This is a genomic window from Kitasatospora sp. NPDC002965, from assembly GCF_040611255.1.
Taxonomy (GTDB): Bacteria; Actinomycetota; Actinomycetes; order Streptomycetales; family Streptomycetaceae; genus Kitasatospora.
Window position 1 is genome coordinate 71,656 of the sequence record NZ_JBEXNT010000015.1, and the last position, 23,861, is coordinate 95,516.

General features: G+C 74.0%; 20 protein-coding genes, 1 tRNA gene and 1 other RNA gene. 8 read left to right on the top strand and 14 right to left on the bottom strand.

What is annotated here, in order from left to right:
• The first annotated feature begins 223 nt into the window (after positions 1 to 223).
• Positions 224 to 688 carry a hypothetical protein gene (locus tag ABZY91_RS09490; protein ID WP_355401081.1) on the top strand — a complete coding sequence of 155 codons (465 nt, stop codon included), beginning with the start codon at positions 224 to 226 and terminating at the stop codon, positions 686 to 688.
• An 80-nt stretch (positions 689 to 768) separates the two neighbouring features.
• Here ABZY91_RS09490 and ABZY91_RS09495 read toward each other — a convergent pair whose 3' ends face one another.
• A complete protein-coding gene (locus tag ABZY91_RS09495; RefSeq protein WP_355401083.1) occupies positions 769 to 1,944 on the bottom strand; it encodes a serine hydrolase domain-containing protein in 1,176 nt (391 codons plus the stop codon).
• A gap of 214 nt (positions 1,945 to 2,158) precedes the next feature.
• Here ABZY91_RS09495 and ABZY91_RS09500 point away from each other — a divergent pair, with 214 nt between their 5' ends.
• Positions 2,159 to 2,326, top strand: a complete 168-nt coding sequence (locus tag ABZY91_RS09500) for a hypothetical protein (RefSeq protein ID WP_355401085.1) — start codon at positions 2,159 to 2,161, stop codon at positions 2,324 to 2,326.
• Here ABZY91_RS09500 and ABZY91_RS09505 read toward each other — a convergent pair.
• Positions 2,275 to 5,001, bottom strand: a complete 2,727-nt coding sequence (locus tag ABZY91_RS09505) for a LuxR family transcriptional regulator (RefSeq protein ID WP_355401087.1) — start codon at positions 4,999 to 5,001, stop codon at positions 2,275 to 2,277. The genes ABZY91_RS09500 and ABZY91_RS09505 overlap by 52 nt on opposite strands.
• Before the next feature lie 146 nt (positions 5,002 to 5,147).
• Between ABZY91_RS09505 and ABZY91_RS09510 the strand changes: the two genes are divergently transcribed.
• From ABZY91_RS09510 to ABZY91_RS09525, 4 genes are all read left to right on the top strand, one after another.
• Positions 5,148 to 5,525: a nuclear transport factor 2 family protein gene (locus ABZY91_RS09510; protein WP_355401089.1), complete on the top strand. Its 378-nt coding sequence runs from the start codon at positions 5,148 to 5,150 to the stop codon at positions 5,523 to 5,525.
• A gap of 157 nt (positions 5,526 to 5,682) precedes the next feature.
• Positions 5,683 to 7,131 (top strand): MFS transporter, encoded by a 1,449-nt coding sequence (locus ABZY91_RS09515; protein WP_355401091.1) that lies wholly within the window; start codon positions 5,683 to 5,685, stop codon positions 7,129 to 7,131.
• 179 nt (positions 7,132 to 7,310) lie between these two features.
• Positions 7,311 to 9,197 (top strand): prolyl oligopeptidase family serine peptidase, encoded by a 1,887-nt coding sequence (locus tag ABZY91_RS09520; RefSeq protein WP_355401093.1) that lies wholly within the window; start codon positions 7,311 to 7,313, stop codon positions 9,195 to 9,197.
• Positions 9,198 to 9,226: 29 nt separating this feature from the next.
• The gene (locus ABZY91_RS09525; RefSeq protein WP_355401094.1) at positions 9,227 to 9,922 is read left to right on the top strand and encodes a hypothetical protein; all 696 of its coding nucleotides are present in this window, start codon (positions 9,227 to 9,229) and stop codon (positions 9,920 to 9,922) included.
• A 13-nt stretch (positions 9,923 to 9,935) separates the two neighbouring features.
• Here the strand turns inward: ABZY91_RS09525 and ABZY91_RS09530 are convergent, their stop codons facing one another.
• The 10 genes from ABZY91_RS09530 to ffs all read right to left on the bottom strand — a co-directional run bounded on the left by ABZY91_RS09530 (position 9,936) and on the right by ffs (position 20,795).
• Positions 9,936 to 10,790, bottom strand: coding sequence for an SURF1 family protein (locus ABZY91_RS09530; protein WP_355401096.1), 855 nt, complete (start codon positions 10,788 to 10,790; stop codon positions 9,936 to 9,938).
• A gap of 254 nt (positions 10,791 to 11,044) precedes the next feature.
• Entirely contained in the window at positions 11,045 to 12,367 is a 1,323-nt protein-coding gene (locus ABZY91_RS09535; protein ID WP_355401098.1) for a hypothetical protein, read from the bottom strand.
• A gap of 277 nt (positions 12,368 to 12,644) precedes the next feature.
• Positions 12,645 to 13,190 carry a SigE family RNA polymerase sigma factor gene (locus tag ABZY91_RS09540; RefSeq protein WP_329883836.1) on the bottom strand — a complete coding sequence of 182 codons (546 nt, stop codon included), beginning with the start codon at positions 13,188 to 13,190 and terminating at the stop codon, positions 12,645 to 12,647.
• 358 nt (positions 13,191 to 13,548) lie between these two features.
• Positions 13,549 to 14,601, bottom strand: coding sequence for an aspartate-semialdehyde dehydrogenase (locus tag ABZY91_RS09545; RefSeq protein ID WP_355401100.1), 1,053 nt, complete (start codon positions 14,599 to 14,601; stop codon positions 13,549 to 13,551).
• Positions 14,598 to 15,878, bottom strand: a complete 1,281-nt coding sequence (locus ABZY91_RS09550; protein WP_329883834.1) for an aspartate kinase — start codon at positions 15,876 to 15,878, stop codon at positions 14,598 to 14,600. The genes ABZY91_RS09545 and ABZY91_RS09550 overlap by 4 nt, the downstream gene beginning before the upstream one ends.
• A gap of 400 nt (positions 15,879 to 16,278) precedes the next feature.
• Entirely contained in the window at positions 16,279 to 16,989 is a 711-nt protein-coding gene (locus ABZY91_RS09555) for a DUF5063 domain-containing protein (RefSeq protein WP_329883832.1), read from the bottom strand.
• A complete protein-coding gene (gene recR / locus ABZY91_RS09560) occupies positions 16,982 to 17,581 on the bottom strand; it encodes a recombination mediator RecR (RefSeq protein ID WP_329883870.1) in 600 nt (199 codons plus the stop codon). Before recR ends, ABZY91_RS09555 begins: the two co-directional genes overlap by 8 nt.
• Before the next feature lie 392 nt (positions 17,582 to 17,973).
• Positions 17,974 to 18,312: a YbaB/EbfC family nucleoid-associated protein gene (locus ABZY91_RS09565; RefSeq protein WP_355401103.1), complete on the bottom strand. Its 339-nt coding sequence runs from the start codon at positions 18,310 to 18,312 to the stop codon at positions 17,974 to 17,976.
• A gap of 72 nt (positions 18,313 to 18,384) precedes the next feature.
• Complete coding sequence (locus tag ABZY91_RS09570; RefSeq protein WP_355401105.1) at positions 18,385 to 20,610, bottom strand: DNA polymerase III subunit gamma and tau; 2,226 nt, start codon at positions 20,608 to 20,610, stop codon at positions 18,385 to 18,387.
• Between the two features lie 88 nt (positions 20,611 to 20,698).
• An RNA gene (ffs, locus tag ABZY91_RS09575) (signal recognition particle sRNA small type) lies at positions 20,699 to 20,795 on the bottom strand.
• Between the two features lie 130 nt (positions 20,796 to 20,925).
• Between ffs and ABZY91_RS09580 the strand changes: the two genes are divergently transcribed.
• Positions 20,926 to 21,010: transfer RNA gene (locus ABZY91_RS09580), tRNA-Ser, on the top strand.
• Between the two features lie 168 nt (positions 21,011 to 21,178).
• Here ABZY91_RS09580 and ABZY91_RS09585 read toward each other — a convergent pair.
• A complete protein-coding gene (locus tag ABZY91_RS09585) occupies positions 21,179 to 22,018 on the bottom strand; it encodes an NAD(P)H-binding protein (RefSeq protein WP_355401107.1) in 840 nt (279 codons plus the stop codon).
• A gap of 261 nt (positions 22,019 to 22,279) precedes the next feature.
• A complete protein-coding gene (sigJ, locus tag ABZY91_RS09590; protein WP_355401109.1) occupies positions 22,280 to 23,242 on the bottom strand; it encodes an RNA polymerase sigma factor SigJ in 963 nt (320 codons plus the stop codon).
• 165 nt (positions 23,243 to 23,407) lie between these two features.
• Here sigJ and ABZY91_RS09595 point away from each other — a divergent pair, with 165 nt between their 5' ends.
• Positions 23,408 to 23,815, top strand: coding sequence for a hypothetical protein (locus tag ABZY91_RS09595; RefSeq protein WP_355401111.1), 408 nt, complete (start codon positions 23,408 to 23,410; stop codon positions 23,813 to 23,815).
• The last annotated feature ends 46 nt before the right edge of the window (positions 23,816 to 23,861 follow it).

A 23,861-nucleotide genomic window follows, 5' to 3' on the forward strand; every position in this document is an offset into this window, starting at 1 on the left:
CGGCCTGCGACCATCGCATGGCCCTCCTCGACCTGCGGAGTTCTATGCCAAGGCGGACGAGCGGCGACAACGTTGCGTCATGATCGTTAAATTCCAAGGGCGTTGCCACCCCTAACCAATCCGGACGGTCAAGGGTTAGATGCTGGTCATCGTAGGCCAGGGCAGGTCACCATGGCTACACCCCGTGAGAGATCCGGGACCCTGTGTGACCAATGGAGCCCCCATGCCCAGTTGCCCCCGCATGCCCGTGTACACCCCCGTCGTCGGGGAGGTGGTCCGTGACTTCGGGTGCCGTGTCCCCGCCGGTGGGGTGCTCGAAGGCGTCTACATGGACACCCTCGGCGGCCTCGCCTACCTCCGCCACGAGGGCGGCGGCTGCGAGTGGACCACCAGGCCCGAACTCGTCCGCCCCCTGCGCTCCGTCCTCGCCACCGACTACGTCGACGCCCGACACCTCCCCGAAGCCGTCAACTTCGTCTACTGGGGCGGCCGACTCACCCCCGCCCAGGAATCCACCGTCGCCCGCCACCGCCCGCCCCACACCATCACCGCCGTCCACTGGCTCCACCGCGCCCAACTCACCGACGCCATGACCCCCGACCAACACCACCGCACCACCCAGGCCCTCGACGCCCTCGCCCGGGGCGCCCACCTCCCCTTCCTCCTCCGCGGCATCCCCGCCGAGTAGCCCGAACCACCGGCGACCCACCCGGCTACCCGGCTACCGGCGGGCGGTCGGCCCGGACGAGTCTGCGGAGGGCGACCGCCTCAGCCGCACAGGGCCGCCGTCTGCACCTGCGCCGCACCCGGGCCCAGCGGGACGGGCACCTCGTCCTTCAGGTCCGCGCCGAGGTCGTAGACGTTGAGGGCGAGGACCAACTGCCGCTCACCGTCGACGGTGCTGAACGACAGGCTCATGAAGCCGGGGCCGCCGCCGTCGGTCGCCCAGGTGCTGACCTGTTTGGCGTCCGGACCCGTGCCGCAGGTCACCTCCCTGCGCTGCACGCCCAGTCCGTACGCCGGCCCGCCCGTGAACTTCACCGTGGTCAACAGCTCACGCTGCTGGGCCGGGCGCAGCAGCTTGCCGCCGAACAGGGCCCGGTGGAACCGGGCCAGGTCGTCGACGGTGGAGATCATGGCGCCGGCGGTCCAGTCGTACGACGGGCTGAACCGGGTCACGTCGCGGCCCGCGAGGTCGTACCCGTGCAGGTGGGGGCCGCGGATGTCCGGGTCGGTCACGGGGAAGGAGGTGTTCCTGAGGCCGAGCGGGACAAGGATCCGTCGGTGGATCTCGGAGGGCGCGCTGTGGTGCGTGACCGCCTCGATCACCAGCCCGGCGAGCAGGTAGTTGGTGTTGGAGTACGCCCAGCCGCTCCCGGGCGGCGTGAACGACGGCGTGTGCCGGACTGCGCGGGCGATCACCTCCCGCGGGGTGTAGACGTAGCCCCACTCGTGGCGCTCCAGGTAGGGGGCGAAGAACTCCGGCTCGTCGGTGGGGTCGTAGATGCCCGAGGTGTGGTTGAGCAGCTGCCGGACGGTGATGGCGTTGCCGTCGTTGCCGTTCCCGCCGACCACGCCGGGCAGCCACTTCTCCACGCTGTCGTCGAGCGAGAGCCGCCCCTCGCCCTCCAGTTGCAGGAGCACCGTCGAGACGAACGACTTGGTGTTGCTGGCGATCCGGAACCGCTGGTCCGGTCGGGCCCGCTCGCCGGTCGCCGTGTCGGCGAGCCCGGCCGCCGTCCGTGACTCCCGCTCCCCCTGCCTGGCGTACGCGACGGCGGCCGGGAATCCGTCCGCGACCGTCTGTTCGACGGCCGCCCTGAGACCGGCGGGGGGCGCGGCCGACGCCCGCTCCCCCGCAGCGGCGGCAGTCGGGAAGAACCCCGAGACCGCCATCGCGCACGTCCCCGCCAACAGTGCTGCGGCCCCCGCACGTGCCTTCACCGATCACTCCCTTGTCGCTGTCGCCCTGGGTCGTTCGCGCTCCAGCCTGCCGCGCGGCCGCACCGCCGCCCATCCTGCTGACGCCATGATCGACACGGGGGCTGTCCCCACCCCCTGCGGGACGCGAAGGCCGGCTCCCGCTTCACCCGGAAGGTGGCGCTCACCGGCAAGAACGGTGCCGTGGACCTGCCGTGCTCCGGTCCCGGGGAGGGCAGTGCCCAAGATCGGAAGCGGGACGGCCGCCGGAGGCGAGAGCCTGCTCACCGCCACCTCCGAGTACAGCGACGACGCCTTCGGCGCGAGTCGCCTCGACGGCGACGGCGTGCTCCCTCAGAACAGCGCGGCCAGCTCCGTCCGCGCGGCGATCCCCAGCTTCGGGTAGGCCTTGTAGAGGTGGTGTCCCACGGTCCGGGGGCTCAGGAACAGCTGCGCCGCGATGTCCCGGTTGGTCAGCCCCGCGGCGGCCAGCCGGGCGATCTGCAGCTCCTGCGGGGTGAGCACGGTGAGCACGCCCGGCGGCGCCCCGGCCGCCGCCGGGGCCGCCCCGCCGGTGGCGGTCAGCTCGCCGCGGGCCCGGTCCGCCCACGGCCCGGCACCGAGCCGTTCGAAGGTCTCCAGCGCCACGCCCAGGTGCGGCCTGGCATCCGTTCGGCGCCGTTCCCGGCGCAGCCACTCCCCGTACAGCAGGGCCGTCCTTGCCTGTTCGAACGGCCGGTCGGTCCCCTCGTGCAGCGCGAGCGCGGCCAGGTACGCGGACTCGGCCGACTGGTGCGGCCCGAGCAGCGCCTGGCAGCGCAGCCGGAGCGCCTCCGCCCAGGGCGTCCCCGCCGCCCCCGCCCAGCGGGCGAACCGTTCGTACGGCTCGGCCGCCCGCCCCGGGGCCCCCAGCCGCACGACGGCCTCGACCAGGTCGGGCACCGCCCGGGTGGCGCTGACGTGGTGCCGGTACGGCCCGGTGGTGAGCGTGTGCAGCCGGTCGGCGGCGACCCCCGCCCGCCCCCTCCCGAGGTCGAGCAGGGCGATCCCCCAGTGCGCCCAGGGCGCGCCGGCGGCGGGCGCCGGAGAACCGGAGTCGAGCGCCTCGTCGGCCAGCTCCGTGCACCGCTCGTCCGCGCCGCCGAGCGCGGCGACACAGGACAGCAGGGCCGCCAGCTGGCTGGTCCACTGGCGCTGTCCGGTGTCGCGGGCCAGGGTGAGCGCCTCGGTGGCAGTGACCTCGGCATCGCGGTGGCGGCCGTGGAACAGCTCCGCCTCGGCGAGGAAGAACTGGAGCGTGGGCAGGACCCCGACGGTTCCCTTGGCCCGGGCCTCCGCCACCAGCTCGGAGGCCAGTTCGAGGGTCTCGGCGTCCCGGCCGAGGATCAGGGTCGCGCCGCACAGCTGGACCAAGTCGCTCGGGCTCTCCGCACCGGCCTTGCGGGCGGCCTCGACGGTCTCTCGGAGCACCGGCACCGGATCCGCCGGGCGGTCCAGAACGGGCAGGACGGCGGCGGGCAGGTGGCGGGCCAGCGGCGCGAGCGGCTCCTCCGGCGCGAGCGGCAGCGCCGCCAGCCGGTCGAGCACCGTGGCGACCGCCTCCTCGCCCACGTACCAGGCGGGATGGAACGCCTGGAGCAGCATCCGGGCGGCGTGGGCCGGCTCGATGTCGGTGGCCGCGGCGTCGAGCAGTAGCCGGTAGGCGGCCGGGTAGGACCCGCGCCAGAAGTGTGCGACCGCCCGGACCTGGTCCAGCAGAGCGTGCGCGAAGACGCTGTCGGTCCGCGCCCGGGCCCGGTCGGCCAGTTCCTCGGCCTGCGCCAACTTGCCTTCCTCGGTGGCTGCTTCGGCGGCCAGCACGAGCCGCCGGGTGGCTCCGTCGCGGTCCGGGGTGAGCCGGGCCGCGCGCTCGTACGCGGCGGCGGCGCCACCGTGGGCACCCCGGGACTCGGCCCGGACGGCGGCCCGTTCCAGCGCGTCCGCGAGATCGGCGTCGGGACCGGTGGCGGCGAGGACCAGGTGCCAGGTGCGGCGGTCGCCGTCCTCCAGCGCCTCGCCGATCATCCGATGGGCCGTCAGGCGCTGTTGCAGGGGTGCACGTTGGAGGACGGCGGCACGCAGGAGCGGATGCCGGAAGGAGAGCCGGCGGTCGGCGCCGACCGTGACCAGTCCGGCCTGTTCGGCGGGCGCCATCGTGTCGGCGCCGGCCCCGAGGGCGGCGGCGGCCGACAGGACGACGTCGAGGTCGCCGTTCTCCTCCGCGGCGGCGACCAGCAGCAGCGTCTGGGTGGCCGGCGGCAGCCCGGTGACCTGGCCGTGGAAGGCGATCTGCAGCCGGCTGGTGAGCGCCAGCCCTCCGGCGTCCGACTCGGCTTCGGTGAAGGGGAGTTCGACGAGGGCGAGCGGGTTCCCGGCGGCCTCGGCGAGCAACCGGCGGCGGACCGGATCGGCGATCCCTCCGGCGGCCCGGGCGTCCAGCAGCCGTTCGGCGTCCGGCCCGGCGAGGCCGGCCAGGCGCAGTTCGGGGAGCCCGGCGAGCGGCAGGGCGTCCGCGCCGCCTGCGGTCGGGAGCGCGTCCCGGGCTGCGAGCAGCAGGGCGACGCCCTCCGCCTGGAGACGGCGGGCGGCGAGCAGCAGCGCGTCCAGCGAGGCGCGGTCCAGCCACTGCACGTCGTCGACGACGCACAACAGAGGCTTGTCGGAGGCGAGTTCGGCGAGCAGTCCGAGGGTCGCCAGTCCGGTGAGCAGCCGGTCGGTGGGCGCACCGCCACCTTCCCCCAGTCCGAACGCACCCTCCAGGGAGCGTCGTTGCGGAGCGGGAAGGGCGTCCAACCGGTCCAGCCCCGGCCCGAGCAGCAGGCTCAGTCCGGCGAAGGGGAGTTCGGCCTCGTACTCGACCCCGGTCGCGCGGACCACCCGGAACGCCCGGCCCGCCGTCGCGACCGCGTACTCCAGCAACGCGGTCTTGCCGATGCCCGGTTCACCACGGAGCACCAGCACCCCGCTGCGGCCGTCCCCCGCCCCGTCGAGCAGCGCGTCGACCGCGGCCTGCTCCCGTTCCCGCCCGTACAGCGTCCCCATGCCCCCGACCCTACTGGCGCGGCCTACGTAGGCCCCTACCTATCCGTGACGGATTCGCCCGCCGTCCGCCGTCCGTACCTTCGTGAACAGCGGGAACGACCCGCCCCACCGGGGCCGATCGGCCCACCGGACAAGGGAGAAGAACCATGAACGCCATCCAGCCGACCGACCTCCAGCAGCTCGCCGAGCGTTACCTCGCCGTCTGGAACGAGACCGACCCGACCGCCCGCCGGAAGCTGATCGACGAGGTGTGGGCCGAGGACTGCCGGTACACCGACCCGCTGGCCGCGGTCACCGGCCGCGAGGGCGTCGACGCGCTGATCGGCGCCGCCCAGGGGCAGTTCCCCGGCCTGGTGTTCACCCTCGGCCCGGTCGACGCGCACCACGACATCGCCCGGTTCACCTGGAACCTGGGGCCGGCCGGCGCGGAGCCGCTGGTGATCGGCTTCGACGTGCTGGTGGCCGACCCGGAGGGCCGGATCGCCTCCGTGCACGGCTTCCTGGACCGCGTCCCGGGCGCCTGAGCCGCCGTCGTGCCGCCTGCGGGGGCGGCCACACACCCGGTCCGCCCCCGCCACCGCCCCGGCCCTCGGTGGCTGCGAGCCCCGACCTCCGACGACGCCCCCGCCAGCGCCTCCCCCCTCCGACGACGCCCCCTCCCGCCCCTGAGGAGCACCTGCCGTGAGCACCGCCCTGCGCACCGTCCTTCGCACCGCCCCCCGCCCCCGCCCGGGCGGCCCGGACAGCCCGGCCGACGGCGCGGCCCCCGCACCCCGGGGCCTGCTGCCCGTCGTCCTCACCGCCACCTTCATGACCGCCCTCGACGTCTTCGTGGTCAACGTCGCCATACCCTCCGTCCAGGCCGATCTGAGAGCCGGACCCGCCGCCGTCCAGTGGGTGGTGGCCGGCTTCGGCCTGGCCCTCGCCGCCGGCCTGATCACCGCCGGGCGGCTCGGCGACCGCTACGGGCGCCGCCGGGTGTTCGGCCTCGGCCTGGCCCTGTTCACCCTCGCATCCGTGGCCTGCGGCCTCGCCCCGACGGCGGGTGCCCTGGTCGGCGCCCGGGTCGCGCAGGGACTGTCGGCGGCGCTGATGGGCCCGCAGGTGCTGGCGATCCTGCGCACCGCGTTCAGCGGGGCCGCCCAGGCCCGGGCGTTCGCGATGTACGGGCTGACCATGGGGCTCGGCGCGGTGTTCGGGCAGCTGATCGGCGGGGTGCTGATCCGCGCCGACCTGTTCGGCCTGGACTGGCGCAGCTGCTTCCTGATCAACCTGCCGGTCGGCCTGGCCGCCCTGGCCCTGGTCCGCCGCTGCCTGCCGGAGTCGCGTGCCCCGCAGCGGCCCGGGCTGGACCCGGTGGGCGTGCTGCTGGTCACGACCGGGCTGACCGGCCTGGTGCTGCCGCTGATCCAGGGCCGCGAGGCGGGCTGGCCGCTCTGGACGTGGCTCTGCCTGGCCGGCTCGGCCGCCGTGCTCGCCGTCTTCGGGGTCCACCAGTACCGGACGGGCCGGTCCGGCTCGCCGCTGGTCGACACCCGGCTCTTCCGCACCCGCGCCTTCACCGCCGGGCTGTTCGCCCAACTGGCCTTCTGGCTCGGCCAGGCGTCCTTCTTCCTCGTGCTCGCCCTCTACCTGCAGCCGGGCCGCGGTCTGGACGCGCTCGGGGCCGGCCTGGTGTTCACCGCGATCGGTGCCGGCTACCTGCTCACCTCGACCACCGTGCACCGTTTCGTGGCCCGGCTCGGCCGGCAGGCGATCGCACTGGGCGGGCTGCTGATGGCCGCCGGACTGGGACTGCTCGGCCTCGCCGTGTACGCGGCCGGGGACACCGGCAGCGTCTGGTGGCTTGCGCCCGGACTGTTCGTGGACGGCCTCGGGATGGGTCTGGTGATCGCCCCGGTGACCTCGACGGTGCTGGCCTGCGTCGAGCCGCGGCTGGCCGGTTCGGCGGCGGGTGTGGTGGCCACCGTCCAGCAGGTGGCCGGGGCGCTCGGCATCGCGCTGATCGGCATCCTCTACTACGGGGCGGCGGACCCGGCCACCGCGTTCGGCGTCAGCGTCGGCGCGCTGGCGGTGCTGGAGCTGCTGCTGGTGGGCCTGGTGCAGCTGCTGCCCCGCCGAACGGCCTGAGCGGAAACCGCGGCCGGGACCAGGGGCGGGAAGCCGATCGGGAAACGGAAGACGAACAGGTACGGAAGCGGGAGCGAGGACGTGGCGGAGGAGAGACGGGCGGGCGCGGGGGCGGGAAGGGTCCGCTCCCGCGCCCGCCCCCGTTCCGTTCCCGCCCCCCGATCGGGTTGGATGGGTGGATGAGCGAGGAGAAGAGCGCCGTTCCGGCGTGGGAGCAGCGGTTCAGGGCGGCACGGGTCTCCCTGCCGGACTGGGCGGAGGACGCCCCCGACCGGGCGCTGTACGTGTCCAACGCCAGCGGCACCTACGAGATCTACGCCTGGGACCGCGCCACCGACACCCACCGGCGCGTCACCGACCGGCCGAACGGCACGACCGACGCCGAGCTGTCCCCCGACGGCGCGTGGATCTGGTGGTTCGACGACAGCGACGGTGACGAGTTCGGCATCTGGCGCCGCCGGCCCTTCGAGGGCCGCCCCGAAGGCTCGACCGGCCCCGACGAGGAGGCCGTCCCCGGCCTCGACCCGTCCTACGACGCGGGCCTGGCCCTCGGCCGGGACGGCACCGTCGTGGTCGGCCGGTCCACCGACGAGCACGGCACCACCCTGCACCTGCGACGGCCCGGGGCGACCGAACCGGTCGAGATCTACCGGCACGCGGAGTACGGCGGCGTCGGCGACCTCAGCCACGACAGCACCCTGCTGGCCATCGACCACACCGAGCACGGCGACGCGATGCACGGGGCGATCCGGGTGGTCCGCCTCTCCGACGGCGCGACCGTCGCCGAGCTGGACGAGGTCACCGGGCACGCGGAACCGCGCGGTGTGGCCTGCATGGGCTTCGCCCCGGTCGACGGTGACACCCGGCTGCTGGTCGCCCAGCAGCGCACCGGCCGCTGGGAACCGATGATCTGGGACGTCGCGACCGGTGTCGAGACCGCGCTGCCGCTCCGCGACGAACAGGGCCGCGAACTGCCCGGCGACGTCTCCGCCCAGTGGCGGCCCGGCGCCCGGTCCCTGCTGATCGAGCACGAGTACGAGGCGCGCAGCGAGCTGTTCTCGTACGAGCTCGACGGCCCGGACGGCCCGGGGAGCGCCAAGGGCGTGCTGACCCGGCTCGACACCCCGCGCGGCACGGTCAGCGGCGCGACCGCCCGGCCGGACGGCACCGTGGAGTTCCTCTGGTCCTCCGCCGCCGAGCCGTCCGCGGTCCGTTCCACCGCCGGCGGCGTGGTGCTGCGCGCACCCGGCGCGGTGCCGCCCGCCTCCGTCCCGGTCGAGGACGTCTGGGTCGACGGCCCCGGCGGCCGGGTGCACGCGCTCGTCCAGCGGCCGTCCGGGGCCGGTCCGGCGGACGGCCCGTTCCCGACCGTCTTCGAGGTGCACGGCGGCCCGACCCACCACGACAGCGACTCCTTCGCCGCCGGCCCGGCCGCCTGGCTGGACCACGGCTTCGCGGTGGTCCGGGTCAACTACCGCGGCTCCACCGGCTACGGCCAGGCCTGGACGGACGCGCTGCGCGAGCGGGTCGGCCTGATCGAGCTGGAGGACATCGCGGCCGTCCGGGAGTGGGCGGTGGCGAGCGGCCTGGCCGACCCGGACCGGCTGGTGCTGTCCGGCGGTTCCTGGGGCGGCTACCTCACCCTGCTCGGCCTCGGCGTGCAGCCGGAGCTCTGGAGCCTCGGCGTCGCCGCCGTCCCCGTCGCGGACTACCTGACCGCGTACGACGACGAGATGGAGGCGCTGAAGGCGATCGACCGCACGCTCTTCGGCGGAACGCCGGAGGAGGTGCCCGAGCGCTGGACCGCCTCCTCCCCGCTGACCTACGTGGAGCGGGTGCGGGTCCCGGTCTACATCAGCGCCGGGGTGAACGACCCGCGCTGCCCGATCCGGCAGATCGACAACTACGTCGAGCGGCTGGAGCAGCTGGGCAAGGTGCACGAGGTGTACCGGTACGACGCCGGGCACGGTTCGCTCGTCGTCGACGAGCGGATCAAGCAGCTGCGGCTGGAGATCGACTTCGTCGGTCGGCACCTCGGCACGGGCGGCGTCGGAGAGAATCGGTAGAAGACGGCGGAGAGGGACGGGGGGAACGTGTGAGACGCCTGCTGGCGATCATGGGGGTGGGGGTGGCCGGGGCCCTGGTGCTCACCGGCTGCTCGGGCCAGGACGGCGACGACGGGGGCGGGGGCGGGGGGTCGGCCTGCCCGCCGCCCGCCTCCTCACCGTCCTCCTCACCGACGACCACGAGTTCGCCGACGGCCCCGTCCAAGGCCACGGCGACCGTGGCCGCCGCCGCGGCCGTCGTGGTGCGGGCGGCCTTCCGCACGACCGAGCTCGGCGCAGCCGAACGCGGCCCGGAGGGCGCTGCGGGGTCCGTGGCGAGTTCAGTGGCAGGGTCCGTGGCGTCGACCGTGGCGTCGACCGTGACGGAGGGCGCGCCGCACGGCGGCACGGTGCTGCTGGCCAAGTCGGGCTCGTCCGGCTCCAAGAGCTCGTCGGGTTCCAAGAGCTCGTCCGGCTCGAAGGGCTCCAAGAGCGGCCGCAAGGCCCGCCACCACACCGACACCTACGACTCGGACGACGACAACGCCGGCGGGAACGGCAGTGGCAGCAGCCGGCGGTGCGACAACCCGCCGCCGACCGTTTCGCCGTCCCCGTCGGCCACGTCGTCGGGCCCGTCGGCTCCGCCCGCTCCGTCCGGGGCGCCGACCCCGCCCGCACCGGTGGTGCCGAGCGCACCCGCCGTTCCGTCCAAGCCCGTCGTACCGCCGGTGAAGCCCACGCGCTGAGCCGGCCGTCCGGTCAGTCGAGGACCGGGTCCAGTCCCAGGGCCCGGTCCTGCTCGGCCTCGGCCTCGCGGCGCAGCAGGCGGAACCACATGAACACCACGAAGCCGCCGAAGACGAACCACTCCAGCGTGTAGCCCAGGTTCTGGAACGCCCGCAGGCTCAGTCCGTTGCCGCCCTGCGGCTGCACCGTCGGCACCGTGGTCAGCCCGGCCGGCGCGTCGTCGGCGGACACCCAGCCGTCGTACCAGCCCTCGTAGGAGAGCTTGTTGACCAGGGCGGCCCGGTTGATCGTGCCGAGCTGTCCCTCCGGGAGCCCGCCGGCCACCGCACCGCCGCTGCCGCTGGTCTCGCCGGCCTGCAGCCGGCCGGTCACCGTCACCACGCCGGCGGGCGCGGCACCGGCGGCCGTGGTCGTGGTCGTGGTCGTGGAATCCGCGACCGTGGAGGCGCCGGCGGGCATTCCGGTGGCGGGCACCGCTTCAGCCGGTGTCCCGGCCGCCCAGCCGCGGACCACCGCGACGGTCCGCCCGTCCGGCGTGCGCAGCGGGGTCAGCACGTAGTAGCCCTGCTTGCCGTCCAACACCCGGTTGGGCACGAGCAGTTGGTGTTCCTGGTCGAAGGTGCCGGTCACCGTCACGGCCTGGCCGACGGTGTCCGTGGTGACCTGCGGCCGGTCGGCGCCGAGCACCTCACCGAGCGGCCGGGAAGCACCGGCGTCGTTCACCGACCGGCTGATCTCCTCCTGCGAGGCGACCTTGTCCTCGAACCGACCGAGCTGCCAGGAGCCGAGCCAGACGCACACCGCGACGGCCGCGACGGCCAACGCGGTGCCGCTCAGCCAGCGCGGGGTGAGGAGGAACCGGTACACACCCCCACGGTAACCACTCCTCACACGCCGCCCGACCCCAGGCCCCCCGCCCGGCCCGGACACCACCCCCCGGAGCGGAAAGTCGGACCGGCCGGCGTCCCCCGCCGCGAGGCCCCGCCGGTCCGCGCCACAACCGCCCAGGACGCCGTCCTGCGCCCCCTCGCCGCGTCCCCTACTCCCCTACTCCTGCTGCTTCCTCTCACCACTGCCCGGCGCCCGGCCCCGCGTGCGGCGCCCCGGGACCGCTCCCGCACTCACCCCGACGAGGGCGAGGCGCTCGGAGCCGGGAGCGCCGACGGAAGCGGGTCGGGCGCGGTGCGGTAGACCGTGCCCGCGCAGACGCCCGGGAGGACGGCGACGGACGCGGGCGGGTTGCCCGGCGCCGGGGTGTAGGCCAGCGTGACGCTCGTCAACGGCTTGCCGGGCCCGGCAGTCGAGGTGGCCGACGGACTCGGCGCACCGGTCGACGGGGGTGTCGTCGCAGTGCTCGGCGGCGGCTCCGCGCTCGTCCCCGCGGTGAAGCCGGCCTCCGGGGCCGACCCGGTGGACAGGCGCGGCCCGCTCGTCGATCCGGTCGGGCCGGCGCTCAGCAGGCCGGAACCCGTCCCGCCGCTCGCACCCGCGCCCGCGCCCGTTCCCGCACCGCCGCTCGCGCCGCCGGCCGATCCCGGCGCCGCACCGGTGCCCGCGCCCGGCCCAGGAGCGGCGCCGCCACCCGCCGTACCGCCGGCCGTCGCGCTGCCGGTGCTGCCGCCGGTGGCTCCGCCCGTCGTGCTCTGCCCGGGGCCGGCGGAGGCGCTCGGCGAGGTCGTCCCGCCGGGCGTCGGGCAGCCGACGGCGTCCGGCACCCACCCGAAGTCCACCCGGTACCCGGCCCGGGGCGCGAGCACGAGACCGTCGGTGCCGCCGCCCGTCCCCGCCGCGGGATCCGTCGAGCGCGAGGGCAGCCCGGTCGCCGGACCGCCCGCCGTGTGATCGGCGATCCGGATCCGCCCGGACTCCGTCCCGACGGTGCCGGTGACCGTGACCGAACCGGGCCCGCCGAGCCGGCAGCTGTGCGCGGACGTGTTGGTCACCGTGAAGTACCCGTAGATCCGGCCGTCGGGGTCGGCCGTACCGACCTGGGCGGTGCCCTGCCCGAGATCGCCACGGGTGCAGAGCGGCATCGGCCCGCTCTCGCCGCCGGTGCCGGTGGCGGCGGCCGGGGCCGAGGTCCCGGCCGCCGGGCGGGTGGTGCTCGCGCCGGCACTCGGCGAGGTCCCGGCGGTGCCGGACGGGCTGCCCGGGGAGGTGGGCGTGCTCACGTCGGGGGCCGGCGGCAGGCTCGGCCACACGATGCCTCCACCGGGTGCGGTCCCCGAGGAGGTCGACGAGGCGGTGCCGCCGTGTGCGTTGGGCGAGCCGGGGCCGCCGGAGAGACCGAGGTGTTCGTCGTCGTGCAGGGTCGGCAGCAGGACGGAGACGACGGCGGCCAGCGCGGCGGCGGCGGTCCAGGCGCCCCGGCGCGCGGCCCGTCTGCGCGGCACCGCCCGGCGGATGTGCTGCAGGCCGCCGGGGGCGGGCTGGACCTCGGCCACGGCCCGTTGCATCAGCGCCCGGACGAGTCGTTCCTCCGAGCCGAGCGGATCGACCTCGCCGTCGTCGGCTCCGGCTCCGGTCTCGGCCCCGGCCGCGGTCAGGGCTCCGGCCCCGGCCCCGGCCCCGGCGAACCCCCGGAACCCGCCCGGGGCGCCGAATACTCCCGCGCTCCCAGGCCCTGCCGTACCTCCCGGACCTCGGTCTCTGCCGCCCGGACCTCTCCCGGCCCCCGGACCACCGTCGGAGGAGGCCCGTTCACCGGACATCCGATCGTCCTCAGCCATGCCCGGCCTCCATCTGGACCCGCAGCGCGGCGATCCCGCGTGAGCCGTACGCCTTCACCGACCCCAGCGAGATGCCCAGGGTCTCGGCGACCTGCGCCTCCGTCATGTCCACGAAGTAGCGCAGCACCAGTACCTCCCGCTGACGGCGTTGCAGACCCCGTAACGCGGCCTTCAACTGGTCGCGTTCCAGCGCATCGTAGGCCCCTTCTTCTGCACTGGCCATGTCAGGCATGGGCTTCTGAAGCAGCCTCAGCCCGAGAATCCTGCGCCGCAGCGTCGAGCGGGACAGGTTGACCACCGTCTGCCGCAGGTAGGCGAGGGTCTTCTCGGGCTCACGCACCCGCCGCCGGGCCGCGTGCACCCGGATGAACGCCTCCTGCACCACGTCCTCACAGGTGGAGAGGTCGTCGAGGAGCAGCGCGGCCAGCCGCAACAGGGAGCGGTAGTGCGCCTGGTAGGTCTCGGTGAGCAGGTCCTCGCTGGTCCCCGCGGTGGTGCCCGCGCCGGAATCAGCGGCGCCGGATGCGACTACCGTCATCTGGCTTTCTACCGGCCTATCCGCCGGCCACTGGGCGCGCGGCGGGAACGTCACCGCGGCCGTTGCCGAGATGCCCGCCCCTGCCCCCACCATCACGTTCGCCACGCCCGTTGGACACTCGATCCCCTGTCATGGTTGCCCAGCCCGGCGGACATTCTTCCGCATCGGGCGGAGCCCCCTCCAGGGGATTCGGCGAGGATTCCTCAAGCGGTCCGCGAACAAACTGCGTAGACGCCGGCTGAGGACCTGCGGCCCCGGCCGTCGCGAGAGGCCCCGGACGCGGTCCCGGGTGCGGTCCCGGGCGCGGTCCCGGGTGCGGTCCCGGCGGGCCGTCGGACGACCGGACCGCCGACCCGGCTCACAGGCCGAGTTCCCCCGCGACCAGTTCGGCGATCTGCAGCGCGTTCAGCGCCGAGCCCTTGCGCAGGTTGTCACCGCAGAGGAAGAGGTCCAGCGCCGTCGGGTCGTCCAGCGCCCGGCGTACCCGGCCCACCCACACCGGGTCGGTGCCGACGACGTCGTTCGGCGTAGGGAACTCGCCCGCCGCCGGATCGTCGTAGAGCACCACGCCGGGGGCGTCCCGGAGGATCTCCTGGGCGTGCTCCTGGGTGACCTCCCGCTCGAACACCGCGTGCACGGCGACCGCGTGGGTGCGCACCACCGGGATGCGGACGCAGGTGGCGGAGACCCTGAGCGCGGACAGGCCGAGGATCTTGCGGGACTCGTCCCGTACCGTGCGCTCCTCGGAGGACCAGCCGCCGTCGGTCAGCGTGCCGGCCCACGGCACCGCGTTGAGCGCGAGCGGGGCGGCGAACGGGCCGTGGTCGGCGATCACGGCCCGCAGGTCGCCGGTCTGTTCGCCGACCTCGGTACCGGCCACCTGCGCGAGCTGCCCGCGCAGCGCGTCGGCGCCGGCCCGGCCCACGCCGGAGGCGGCCTGGTAGGAGGAGACGACCAGCGCGGCGAGCCCGTACTCGGCGTGCAGCGCACCGACCGCCGCGATCATCGTCAGCGTGGTGGAGTCGGGGCTGGCCACGATGCCGCGCGTACGCAGTCGCACCGCCGCCGCGTTGACCTCGGGCACGACCAGCGGAACGTCCTCGTCCAGGCGGAAGGCCCCGGAGTTGTCGACGACCACGACGCCCTTGGCGGCCGCGATCGGCGCCCACCGGGCGGAGACGTCCGCGGGCACGTCGAACACCGCGACGTCGATCCCGTCGAAGCACTCCTCGGTGAGCGGGAGCACCTCCGCGAGCTCCCCGCGCACGGTCTGCTTGCGGCCGGCCGAGCGCGGGGAGGCGACGAGACGGATCTCGCCCCAGATGTCCTGACGGAGGGAGAGCAGGCCGAGGAGCACCTCACCGACCGCGCCGGTGGACCCGACGACGGCGAGGTTCGGCCGCCGGGTCATCGCCCGGTGCCTCCGTAGACGACGGCCTCGTCCGTGTCGCTGTCCAGCCCGAAGGCGCTGTGGACGGCGCGCACGGCCGCGTTGACGTCCTCGGCGCGGGTGACCACCGAGATGCGGATCTCCGAGGTGGAGATCAGCTCGATGTTGACCCCGGCGGCGGAGAGCGCCTCGAAGAAGGTCGCGGTGACGCCCGGGTTGGAGCGCATGCCCGCACCGACGAGCGAGATCTTGCCGATCGCGTCGTCGTAGCGGAGCGACTCGTAGCCGATGCCCTCCTTGACCCGGTCGAGCGCGTCGATGGCCTTCTGGCCCTCGGCCTTCGGCAGGGTGAACGAGATGTCGGTCAGACCGGTCGACGCGGCGGAGACGTTCTGCACCACCATGTCGATGTTGACCTCTGCGTCGGCGATCGCGCGGAAGATGCGCGCCGCCTCGCCCGGCTTGTCGGGCACGCCTACGACCGTGACCTTGGCCTCGGACGTGTCGTGGGCGACTCCGGAGATGATGGCCTGCTCCATCTCGCCCCCTTCGGGCTGGTGCGGGTTGTCGTTGCTGACGATCGTCCCGGGAAGGCCCGAGAAGGACGAGCGTACGTGAATCGGGATGTTGTAGCGGCGCGCGTACTCCACACAGCGGTCGAGCAGCACCTTGGAGCCGGACGAGGCCAGCTCCAGCATGTCCTCGTACGCCAGCCAGTCGATCTTGCGGGCCTTCTTCACCACGCGCGGGTCGGCGGTGAACACGCCGTCCACGTCGGTGTAGATCTCGCAGACCTCGGCCCTGAGGGCCGCGGCGAGGGCGACGGCCGTGGTGTCGGAGCCGCCGCGGCCGAGCGTGGTGATGTCCTTGCTCGACTGCGAGACACCCTGGAAGCCGGCCACGATCGCGATGTTGCCCTCGTCCAGGGCGGTGCGGATGCGGCCCGGCGTCACGTCGATGATGCGCGCCTTGTTGTGGACGGAGTCGGTGATGACACCGGCCTGGCTGCCTGTGAAGGACTGGGCCTCGTGACCCAGGGATTTGATCGCCATGGCCAGCAGAGCCATGGAGATGCGCTCTCCAGCGGTCAGCAGCATGTCGAACTCGCGGCCGGCGGGGAGAGGTGACACCTGCTCCGCGAGTTCGATGAGCTCGTCCGTCGTGTCGCCCATCGCGGACACCACGACGACGACCTCATGGCCGGCCTTCTTGGCGTCAACGATTCGACGGGCCACGCGCTTGATGCCCTCGGCATCCGCAACGGATGAGCCGCCGTACTTCTGCACGACAAGGCCCACGTGCGCTCCTCGACTTGTGTCGTTTCCGGGGGCGCTCGGCCCCCGCACCCCCGGGTGGCGGGGGTGGTGCGGTCCGCGCCAGTCTACCGAGCAGGGGTGCGACACCTGCCGGTTTCCATATGATGAGACACACGTTTCAGCAGGTGAGCGGCGGTTCGGGCGGGGCCACGGGCAGGTCTGCGGGGTATCCCGCACCGCCCCGCAGAATCGGCGGGCAAACGGTCGGCAGCCCCGGGGTTTTCTCTTCGACGGAAAACCCTGAGGTCTGCGTCACAATGCGTGCCGACCCGCGCCGACCCCTGCCGGAACGTTCCCTGAACACGTTCCCGGGACCCCAACCCGTTCCCGGAGCCCCGCCGGGGCCCGCTCCCGGGGCTCCGGGCGGGGGCTCCCGGCGGGTTCAGCGCCCGATCCCCAGCTCGGCCGCCATGAGGTCGCCGGCCTGCTGTTCGAGCTGCTCGTCGGTGAGCCCGTCGTTGTCGGTGTCCGCACCGTCCGGCGCCGCCCCGATCGGGCTGTCCAGCCGGACGTGCGCGATCAGCGACTGCAGCGCCCGCAGCACCGCCGTGCAGGTCGTGCCCCAGTTGGACAGGTAGGAGAACTGCCACCACCAGAGCGCCTCGCTGACCCGCCCCTCGCGGTAGTGGGTGAGCCCGTGCTGGAGCTCGCTCACCACCCCGGCGAGGTCGTCCGAGATCCGGAACGCGCTCGGCTTCTCCGGCGGCCCGTACGGGTCGAAGACCTCGTGGTAGACGTCGATCGGCGCAAGCAGGGCGGCCAGCCGCTCCCGCAGCTGCTCGCCGTCCGGCTCCGGCCCGGTGTCGGGCTCGAACCGGTCCTCCGGCACGACGTCCTCGATCGCGCCCAGCCGGCCGCCGGCCAGCAGCAGCTGCGAGACCTCCAACAGGAGGAGGGAGACCGCGCTGCCGGGCTCGTCGCCCTTGGCCACCTCGGTGACGGCGAGCACGAAGCTCTCCACCGAGTCCGCGATCTGCACCGCGAAGTCGTCCGGCTCCGAGCCGTGCGCGTGCGTGTGCCAGCTGTGCCGGTCCTGCTCCGGTCCGGCCTGGTGGGGCGTGTGGGGCTGCTGGTTGATGGTCCGGTCAGACATCGAGCAGTCGTCTCCCTTCGAAGGCGCGACCGAGTGTGACCTCGTCCGCGTACTCCAGATCCCCGCCGACGGGCAGGCCGCTCGCCAGCCGGGTCACCCTCAGACCCATCGGCTTGCAGAGCCGGGCCAGATAGGTGGCGGTCGCCTCCCCCTCCAGGTTGGGGTCGGTGGCCAGGATCAGCTCGGTGACCGTGCCGTCCGCGAGCCGCGCCAGCAGCTCCCGGATCCGCAGGTCGTCCGGGCCGACGCCCTCGATCGGGCTGATCGCGCCGCCCAGTACGTGGTAGCGGCCACGGAACTCACGGGTGCGCTCGATGGCGACCACGTCCTTGGACTCCTCGACCACGCAGATGACGGCGAGGTCGCGCCGCGGGTCGAGACAGACCCGGCACCGCTCGGCCTCCGCGACGTTGCCGCAGACGGCGCAGAACCGGACCTTGTCCTTGACCTCCAGCAGCGCGTGCGCCAGCCGGCGCACGTCGACGGGGTCGGCCTGCAGGACGTGGAAGGCGATCCGCTGGGCGCTCTTGGGCCCGACGCCGGGCAGCCTGCCCAGTTCGTCGATCAGGTCCTGAACCACGCCCTCGTACAACGTCGCGCCTTCCCTCAGGTGGAACGGTGGCACCCGCGCAGGGTGCTCCGGTGCCATCATCCAACGAATCGGGCGTCGGGCACACCGCCCGACGCCCGTCTCCCGCATAAATCACACAGGTCCGTTGTCTGAACTACAGATCTCCGGGGCCCCGGGAACCGTCCCGAAGCCCTCCTACCGGCCGGTCGAGAGCCTCCGCCGGCCGCCGGGGAGCGCCCTCGTACCGACACGTACCGATTCGTCCCGACCGCCCGGCACTGCCCGAACGGCCCGGCCGTCCGGGCGGAACCGGGCCGGGCCGGGGCTTGCCGGCCCTGGCCCTGTCCCTGTCCCTGTGCGTGTGTCTGTCCCTCTGCCTGCGCCTGTCCCGCTGCCTGTCCCTGAACCGACGATCAGAACGGCAGGCCGGGGATGCCGCCGCCGAGGCCCTGGGTCAGCGGGCCCATCCGCTCGGCCTGCATCTTCTGCGCCGACTGGTTCGCGTCACGGACCGCCGCCAGGACCAGGTCGGCCAGGGTCTCGGTGTCCTCCGGGTCCACGGCGGCCGGGGCGATGGTCAGCGCCACCAGCTCACCGGCACCGGTCACCGTCGCCTCGACCAGGCCGCCGCCCGCCGAACCGGTCACCTTCGCCTCGGCCAGCTCCTGCTGGGCCTGGGCGAGATCCTGCTGCATCTTCTGCGCCTGCTTGAGCAGCGCCTGCATGTTGGGCTGGCCACCACCGGGGAACACGGCTCACTCCTTGCGTTCGGTCCTGCGTTCTGTGTGCGTCCTCGCCCCGAGCCTACGTGCTGCCCGGTCGGCTCAGCCGCCGCTGTGCCGGATCTCCTCCAGCACCGTCGCACCCAGCTCCCGGACGATCAGATCCTGGCCGGAGAAGGCCTCCTCGTTGAGGTCCGGGTCGTCCTCCTCCGGGATGTCGTCCTCCGGGGCCACCGCCTGCACCGGACGCGCCGGGGCGGCCTGGGGCGGAGGTGCCTGGACCGGCGACGGCCTCGGCGTGACCGGCATCGCCTGGGGCGCGGCCACCGGCGCAGGCGCCGGTACGGGGGCGGCCACGGGCGCCGGCGCGACAGGCGCCACAGGGGGCGCGGACGCCGCCGGACGCGCCGGCGCGGCTCCCCAGCCACCACCACCGCCGGCACCGCCACCGCCACCGAAGCCGCCCGAGGGACCACCACCGGGGGTCCCGCCGACTCCGCCCGAGGGGTCGACGATGCACTCGACCCGCCAGTCCACCCCGAGCGCGTCCGCCAGCGCCTGGCGCAGCACGTCGTCGCTGTTGCTGCTGACGAAGCTGTCCCGCGCGCCGGCGTTGATGAAGGAGACCTGGAGCACGCTGCCGTCGAACCCGGCGACCTGGCCGTTCTGGCTCAGCAGGATCCAGGTGAACCGGCGCCGGTTCTTCACCGCCTCCAGGATCTGCGGCCAGAGCTGCCGGACCTGCCCGGCGCCCTGCTGCGCCGCCGCCGACGGCTGCCCACCGGCCGCCGCAGGTGCGGGCGCCGGGGCGGGCTGCTGCGGCTGCTGCACGGGGGCAGCGGGCGCGGGGGAAGCGGCCGGGGCGGGAGCGGACGCCTCACCGGCCGGCGAGAAGCTCCGCTTGATCGGCCACGCCCCGGGCGCGGAAGCGGCCGGAGCCGCCGGCGCCGCAGGTGCGGCGGGCGCGGGTACCGGAGCGGGCGCCTGCGGCACGTACTCCACCGCCGGGGCCGCCACCTGCTGGACCTCGGGCACCGCCGCCACCGGAGGAGCCGTCCCGCCGGCCGCGATCCCGCCGCCCTCACCGACCCCGATCGCCCCGAGAGCTCCGAGGCCGGCGACACCGGGACCACCCAAACCACCCGGACCACCGCCGGCGAACCCACCGGCCGCCGCCCGGCGCTCCAGCTTGTCCAGCCGCGCCTGCAACGACAGCTCGTCGCTGTACGCGCCCGGCAACATCACCCGGGCACAGATCAGCTCCAGCTGGAGCCGGGGCGCCGCGTTCCCGCGCATCTCCGTCAGTCCGGTGTTGACGATGTCCGCCGCCCGGCTCAGCTCGGCCGCGCCGAACGAGTCCGCCTGCGCCTGCATCACCGCCACCCGGTCCGCCGGGGCGTCGAGCAGACCCTTCTCCCCCGCGTCCGGCACCGTGGCGAGGATCACGAGATCCCGCAGCCGCTCCAGCAGGTCCGTGACGAAGCGACGCGGATCGTTCCCGCCCTCGACCACCCGGTCGACGGCCTGGAACACCGTCGCCCCGTCGTGCGCGGCAATGGCGTCGACCACCTCGTCCAACAGCGCCGAGTCGGTGTACCCGAGCAGCGCGGTGGCCATCCGGTACGTCACACCGCCCTCGGTGGCACCGGCCAGCAGCTGGTCCATCACCGACATCGAGTCACGCACCGACCCGGCACCGGCCCGCACGACCAGCGGGAACACCGAGTCCTCGACCTGGATCTCCTCCCGGCCGCACACCTCCGCCAGGTAGTCGCGCAGCGTGCCGGGCGGCACCAGCCGGAACGGGTAGTGGTGCGTCCGGGACCGGATCGTCCCGATCACCTTCTCCGGCTCGGTGGTCGCGAAGATGAACTTGAGGTGCTCCGGCGGCTCCTCCACCACCTTCAGCAGCGCGTTGAAGCCGGCCGGGGTCACCATGTGCGCCTCGTCCAGGATGAAGATCTTGTACCGGCTGTGCACCGGGGCGAAGAACGCCCGCTCCCGCAGCTCGCGCGCGTCGTCCACGCCACCGTGCGAGGCCGCGTCGATCTCGATCACGTCGATCGACCCGGGCCCGCCCGTGGCGAGGTCCCGGCAGGACTGGCACTCACCGCACGGCGTCGGCGTCGGGCCCTGCTCACAGTTGAGGCAGCGGGCCAGGATGCGCGCGCTGGTCGTCTTCCCGCAGCCGCGCGGGCCGCTGAACAGGTAGGCGTGGTTGACCCTGTTGTTGCGCAGGGCCTGCTGGAGCGGAGCGGTCACGTGCTCCTGACCGATGACCTCCGCGAAGGTCTCGGGGCGATAGCGGCGGTACAGGGCTAGGGACACACCACCGACGATATCGGGACGGACGGACAAACGCGTCGCCCCTCGACCCGCCCCGGCCCCGCCCGTGCCCACCGGGCTCCCCCGGGAACGCAAAGACCCCCCGTGCACCCGTCAGAGCCCTCTTACCCTTGCTGCCTTCCGGCCCTGGGGGGGTTCAGAGAGATAACGCCACACGAGGGGCTGCCCCCAACACTACCGGATCCCGGGCCCACCCCTCCACCACCACCCCCTCCCCTCATCCGCAGGCCACCCCTCGCCCCCACCTACGAGATACGTGGTCGCGACCACCCCTGAACATGTACTAAGCTCTCCCACGGAGGATTCGCCTAGTGGCCTAGGGCGCACGCTTGGAAAGCGTGTTGGGGGCAACCCCTCACGAGTTCGAATCTCGTATCCTCCGCCTCTGCCAGCCATGGCAGCCCGAAGGCCCCGACCGCCCAGCGGTCGGGGCCTTCGGCGTTCCGCGGGACGGGCGGAGACGGTCCGGCGGGGATCCGGTGCACCCGGTGTTCCTCCCGCTCCCGCGCGCCCACGCCCGATTCCACGACCTCGGGCGGAGCGGCGGGGTTCAGCGGAAGTCCGCCAGGTGATCCGCGACCCACTGCGCGTACGGGCGTGCCGGGTGGCCGGTCAGCTTCTCGACGGTGTCGCCCACCGGTGCCGGCCCGCCCACCGTGTTCGCCATCAAGTCCAGCAGGGCACCCGCGAAGTCGGCGTCCATGAACCGGCCGAGTTGCTGCCGCACCACGTGATCCGCCACCTCCTCGAAGCGGAGCTCACGGCCCAGGGCCCGGCCGAGCACCTCGACCTGCTCGGTCTGGGTGAGCGACTGCGGCCCGGTCAGCTCGTGGACCCGGCCGTGGTGTTCGACGGCGCCGAGCACGGCGGCGGCTGCCTCGGCGACGTCGCGCTCGTGCACCACCGAGGCGGCGGCCGCGGCGTGCGGCCCGCGGACGGTGTCCCCGCCCTGTACCTGCATCGCCCAGGCCAGGGAGTTGATCGCCGGGAAGAACAGCCGCAGGAACGTCCAGTCAACGCCCGTCGCCCTGATCTCCTGCTCCACCTTCGCGTGGTAGGCGGCGATCACATCGGGCTGCGGGTCCGCGCCGTCGACGACGGCCCCCGAGGACAGGAACACGATCTGTCGCACCCCTGACTGCCGCACCTGGTCCAGCAGCGGCCGTGCATCCGCACCGTAGGGAAGCACCAGGAACAGCTCGGTGACGCCGTCCAACGCAGGCCCCAACGTCTCCGGCCGGGCCAGGTCGCCCCCCACCACCTCCACGCCCTCGGGCAGTCCCGCCCGTTCAGGGGTGCGCGACAGGGCCCGGACCTGCCGCCCGGCGCCCGCCAGCGCCTCCACCGTCTGCCGCCCGAAGTGCGCGGTCGCGCCGATCACAAGAATCATGACGGATCCCTCCGAATCACCGTTCCGGTCAGTTCCTTCCCGACAGACGGTAGAGAGCATCTAGGACGGATTCCGTCCTAGGAAGAGCCCGTCGGGCGGACCGCGGAGAAACCGGCGGCAGGGGCGCCCGGGCATGGCGGCCCGGGGACGAACGGGGCCCGCGCGCCGTGCGGGCTCACCGGGGCCGGCGAGGCGATCGGCGCGCGGGGAGCAGCAGGTCCGGACCGAGCCCGGACCGAGCACGGACCGAGCCCGCACGGGTCAGCCGTCGGTCCTGTCGCCGTTCCCGACCCAGGGGCGGAGCTTCTCCGGGTTGCGGACCGCCCAGATGCGGGTGACGCGGCCGTCGGCGAGGCCGAACGCCGCCACGGTCACGGTGACGCCGCCGAACTGGGCGACCAGACCGGGGCGGCCGTTGACCGTCCGTTCCAGGAGCGTCAGCCCGGGGGCCCTGTCGGCGATGTGGATCAGGTACTGGGCGATGCGCTCGCTGCCCTCGACCGGGCGGAGGGCGGCGCCGACCAGCCCGCCGCCGTCGGCGACCATCGTGGCGTCGGGGTCGAGGAGGTCGACGAGGGACTTGATGTCCCTGGCCTCCCACGCCTCCTTGAAGCTCCGCACGAGCCCGGCCTGACCGGCCGCCGGGACGGCCGTGGCCCCTGCGGCGCGCACACGCCGGCGGGCCGAGGAGGCCAGCTGACGGCAGGCCGCCGGCGTCCGGCCGACGATCTCGGCGACCTCCGCGAACGAGTACCGGAACACGTCGTGCAGGACGAACGCCACGCGTTCGGCCGGCGTCATCGTCTCCAGTACGACGAGGAATGCCATGCTGACCGACTCGTCCAGCGTCACCCGGTCGGCCGGGTCGGCCGGCTCGGTCCCGCCGCCGCCCACCGGCCCGCCGATCCACTCCGCGCGGTCGGGCAGCGGCTCGGGGACCCACTCACCGACGTAGCGCTCGCGCCGGACCCGCGCCGAGCCGAGCAGGTCGAGGCAGATGCGGCCGGCCACCGTCGTCAGCCAGGCACCGGGCGACTCGACGGCCTCCTGGCTCCGGCGCGGCATCGCGTACCAGCGGGCGTACGTCTCCTGCACGGCGTCCTCGGCCTCGGCCAGCGAACCGAGCAGCCGGTAGGCGACGTTGGTCAGGTGCCGCCGCTCGCCGACGATCGCGCGCAGGCCCGGCTCGGACCCGTCATGCCCTGGCTCGGACGGAGTGCTCATGGCCGGGGCCGCTCCCTGGTTCTTCCCGTCCGCCTCCGCAGCCGTCACGTCGACGAACCCCCGGGCCGGACATCGACGCTCCACCTCACATTTCGCGGGCCCACGTCGTCGGACTACCGAGACAGTACCGATCAACCGCCGCGAGGCGGAAGAGGGGACCGCACCATGGCCACACCGATGACGGCAGGACACCGCAGCTTCACGTTCGCGCAGGTCGCGATCGCCCTGCAGACCCTGGCCATCCTCTTCCAGGCGGTCACCGCCGGGCTGCTGCTGACCTCCCACAGCGGCGAGGTCCTGCACAGCGTCGGAGCGCGCGTGATGTACGGCGCGTCGATGTTGTACCTGCTCGCCGCGATCCTCGCGTGGCGGCCGGGCGGCGGATCGCCCCGCCCCGTCCTGTACGCGTCCGGCTTCCTGGTGCTCGCCTCGGTCCAGGTCGTGCTGGGCGTCGCGCACGTCCCGTCGTTCCACGTCCCCCTGGGCGTGCTGATGTTCGGTCTGAGCCTGCTGGTGCTGGGGCAGACGCTGTCCGCCCGCCGGTCGGAGCGCTCCGTCACCCGGTGGTCGTGACCGATCGCGCGAACCCCGCCGCCGGACGGACGCCGCCCCCGGTCTT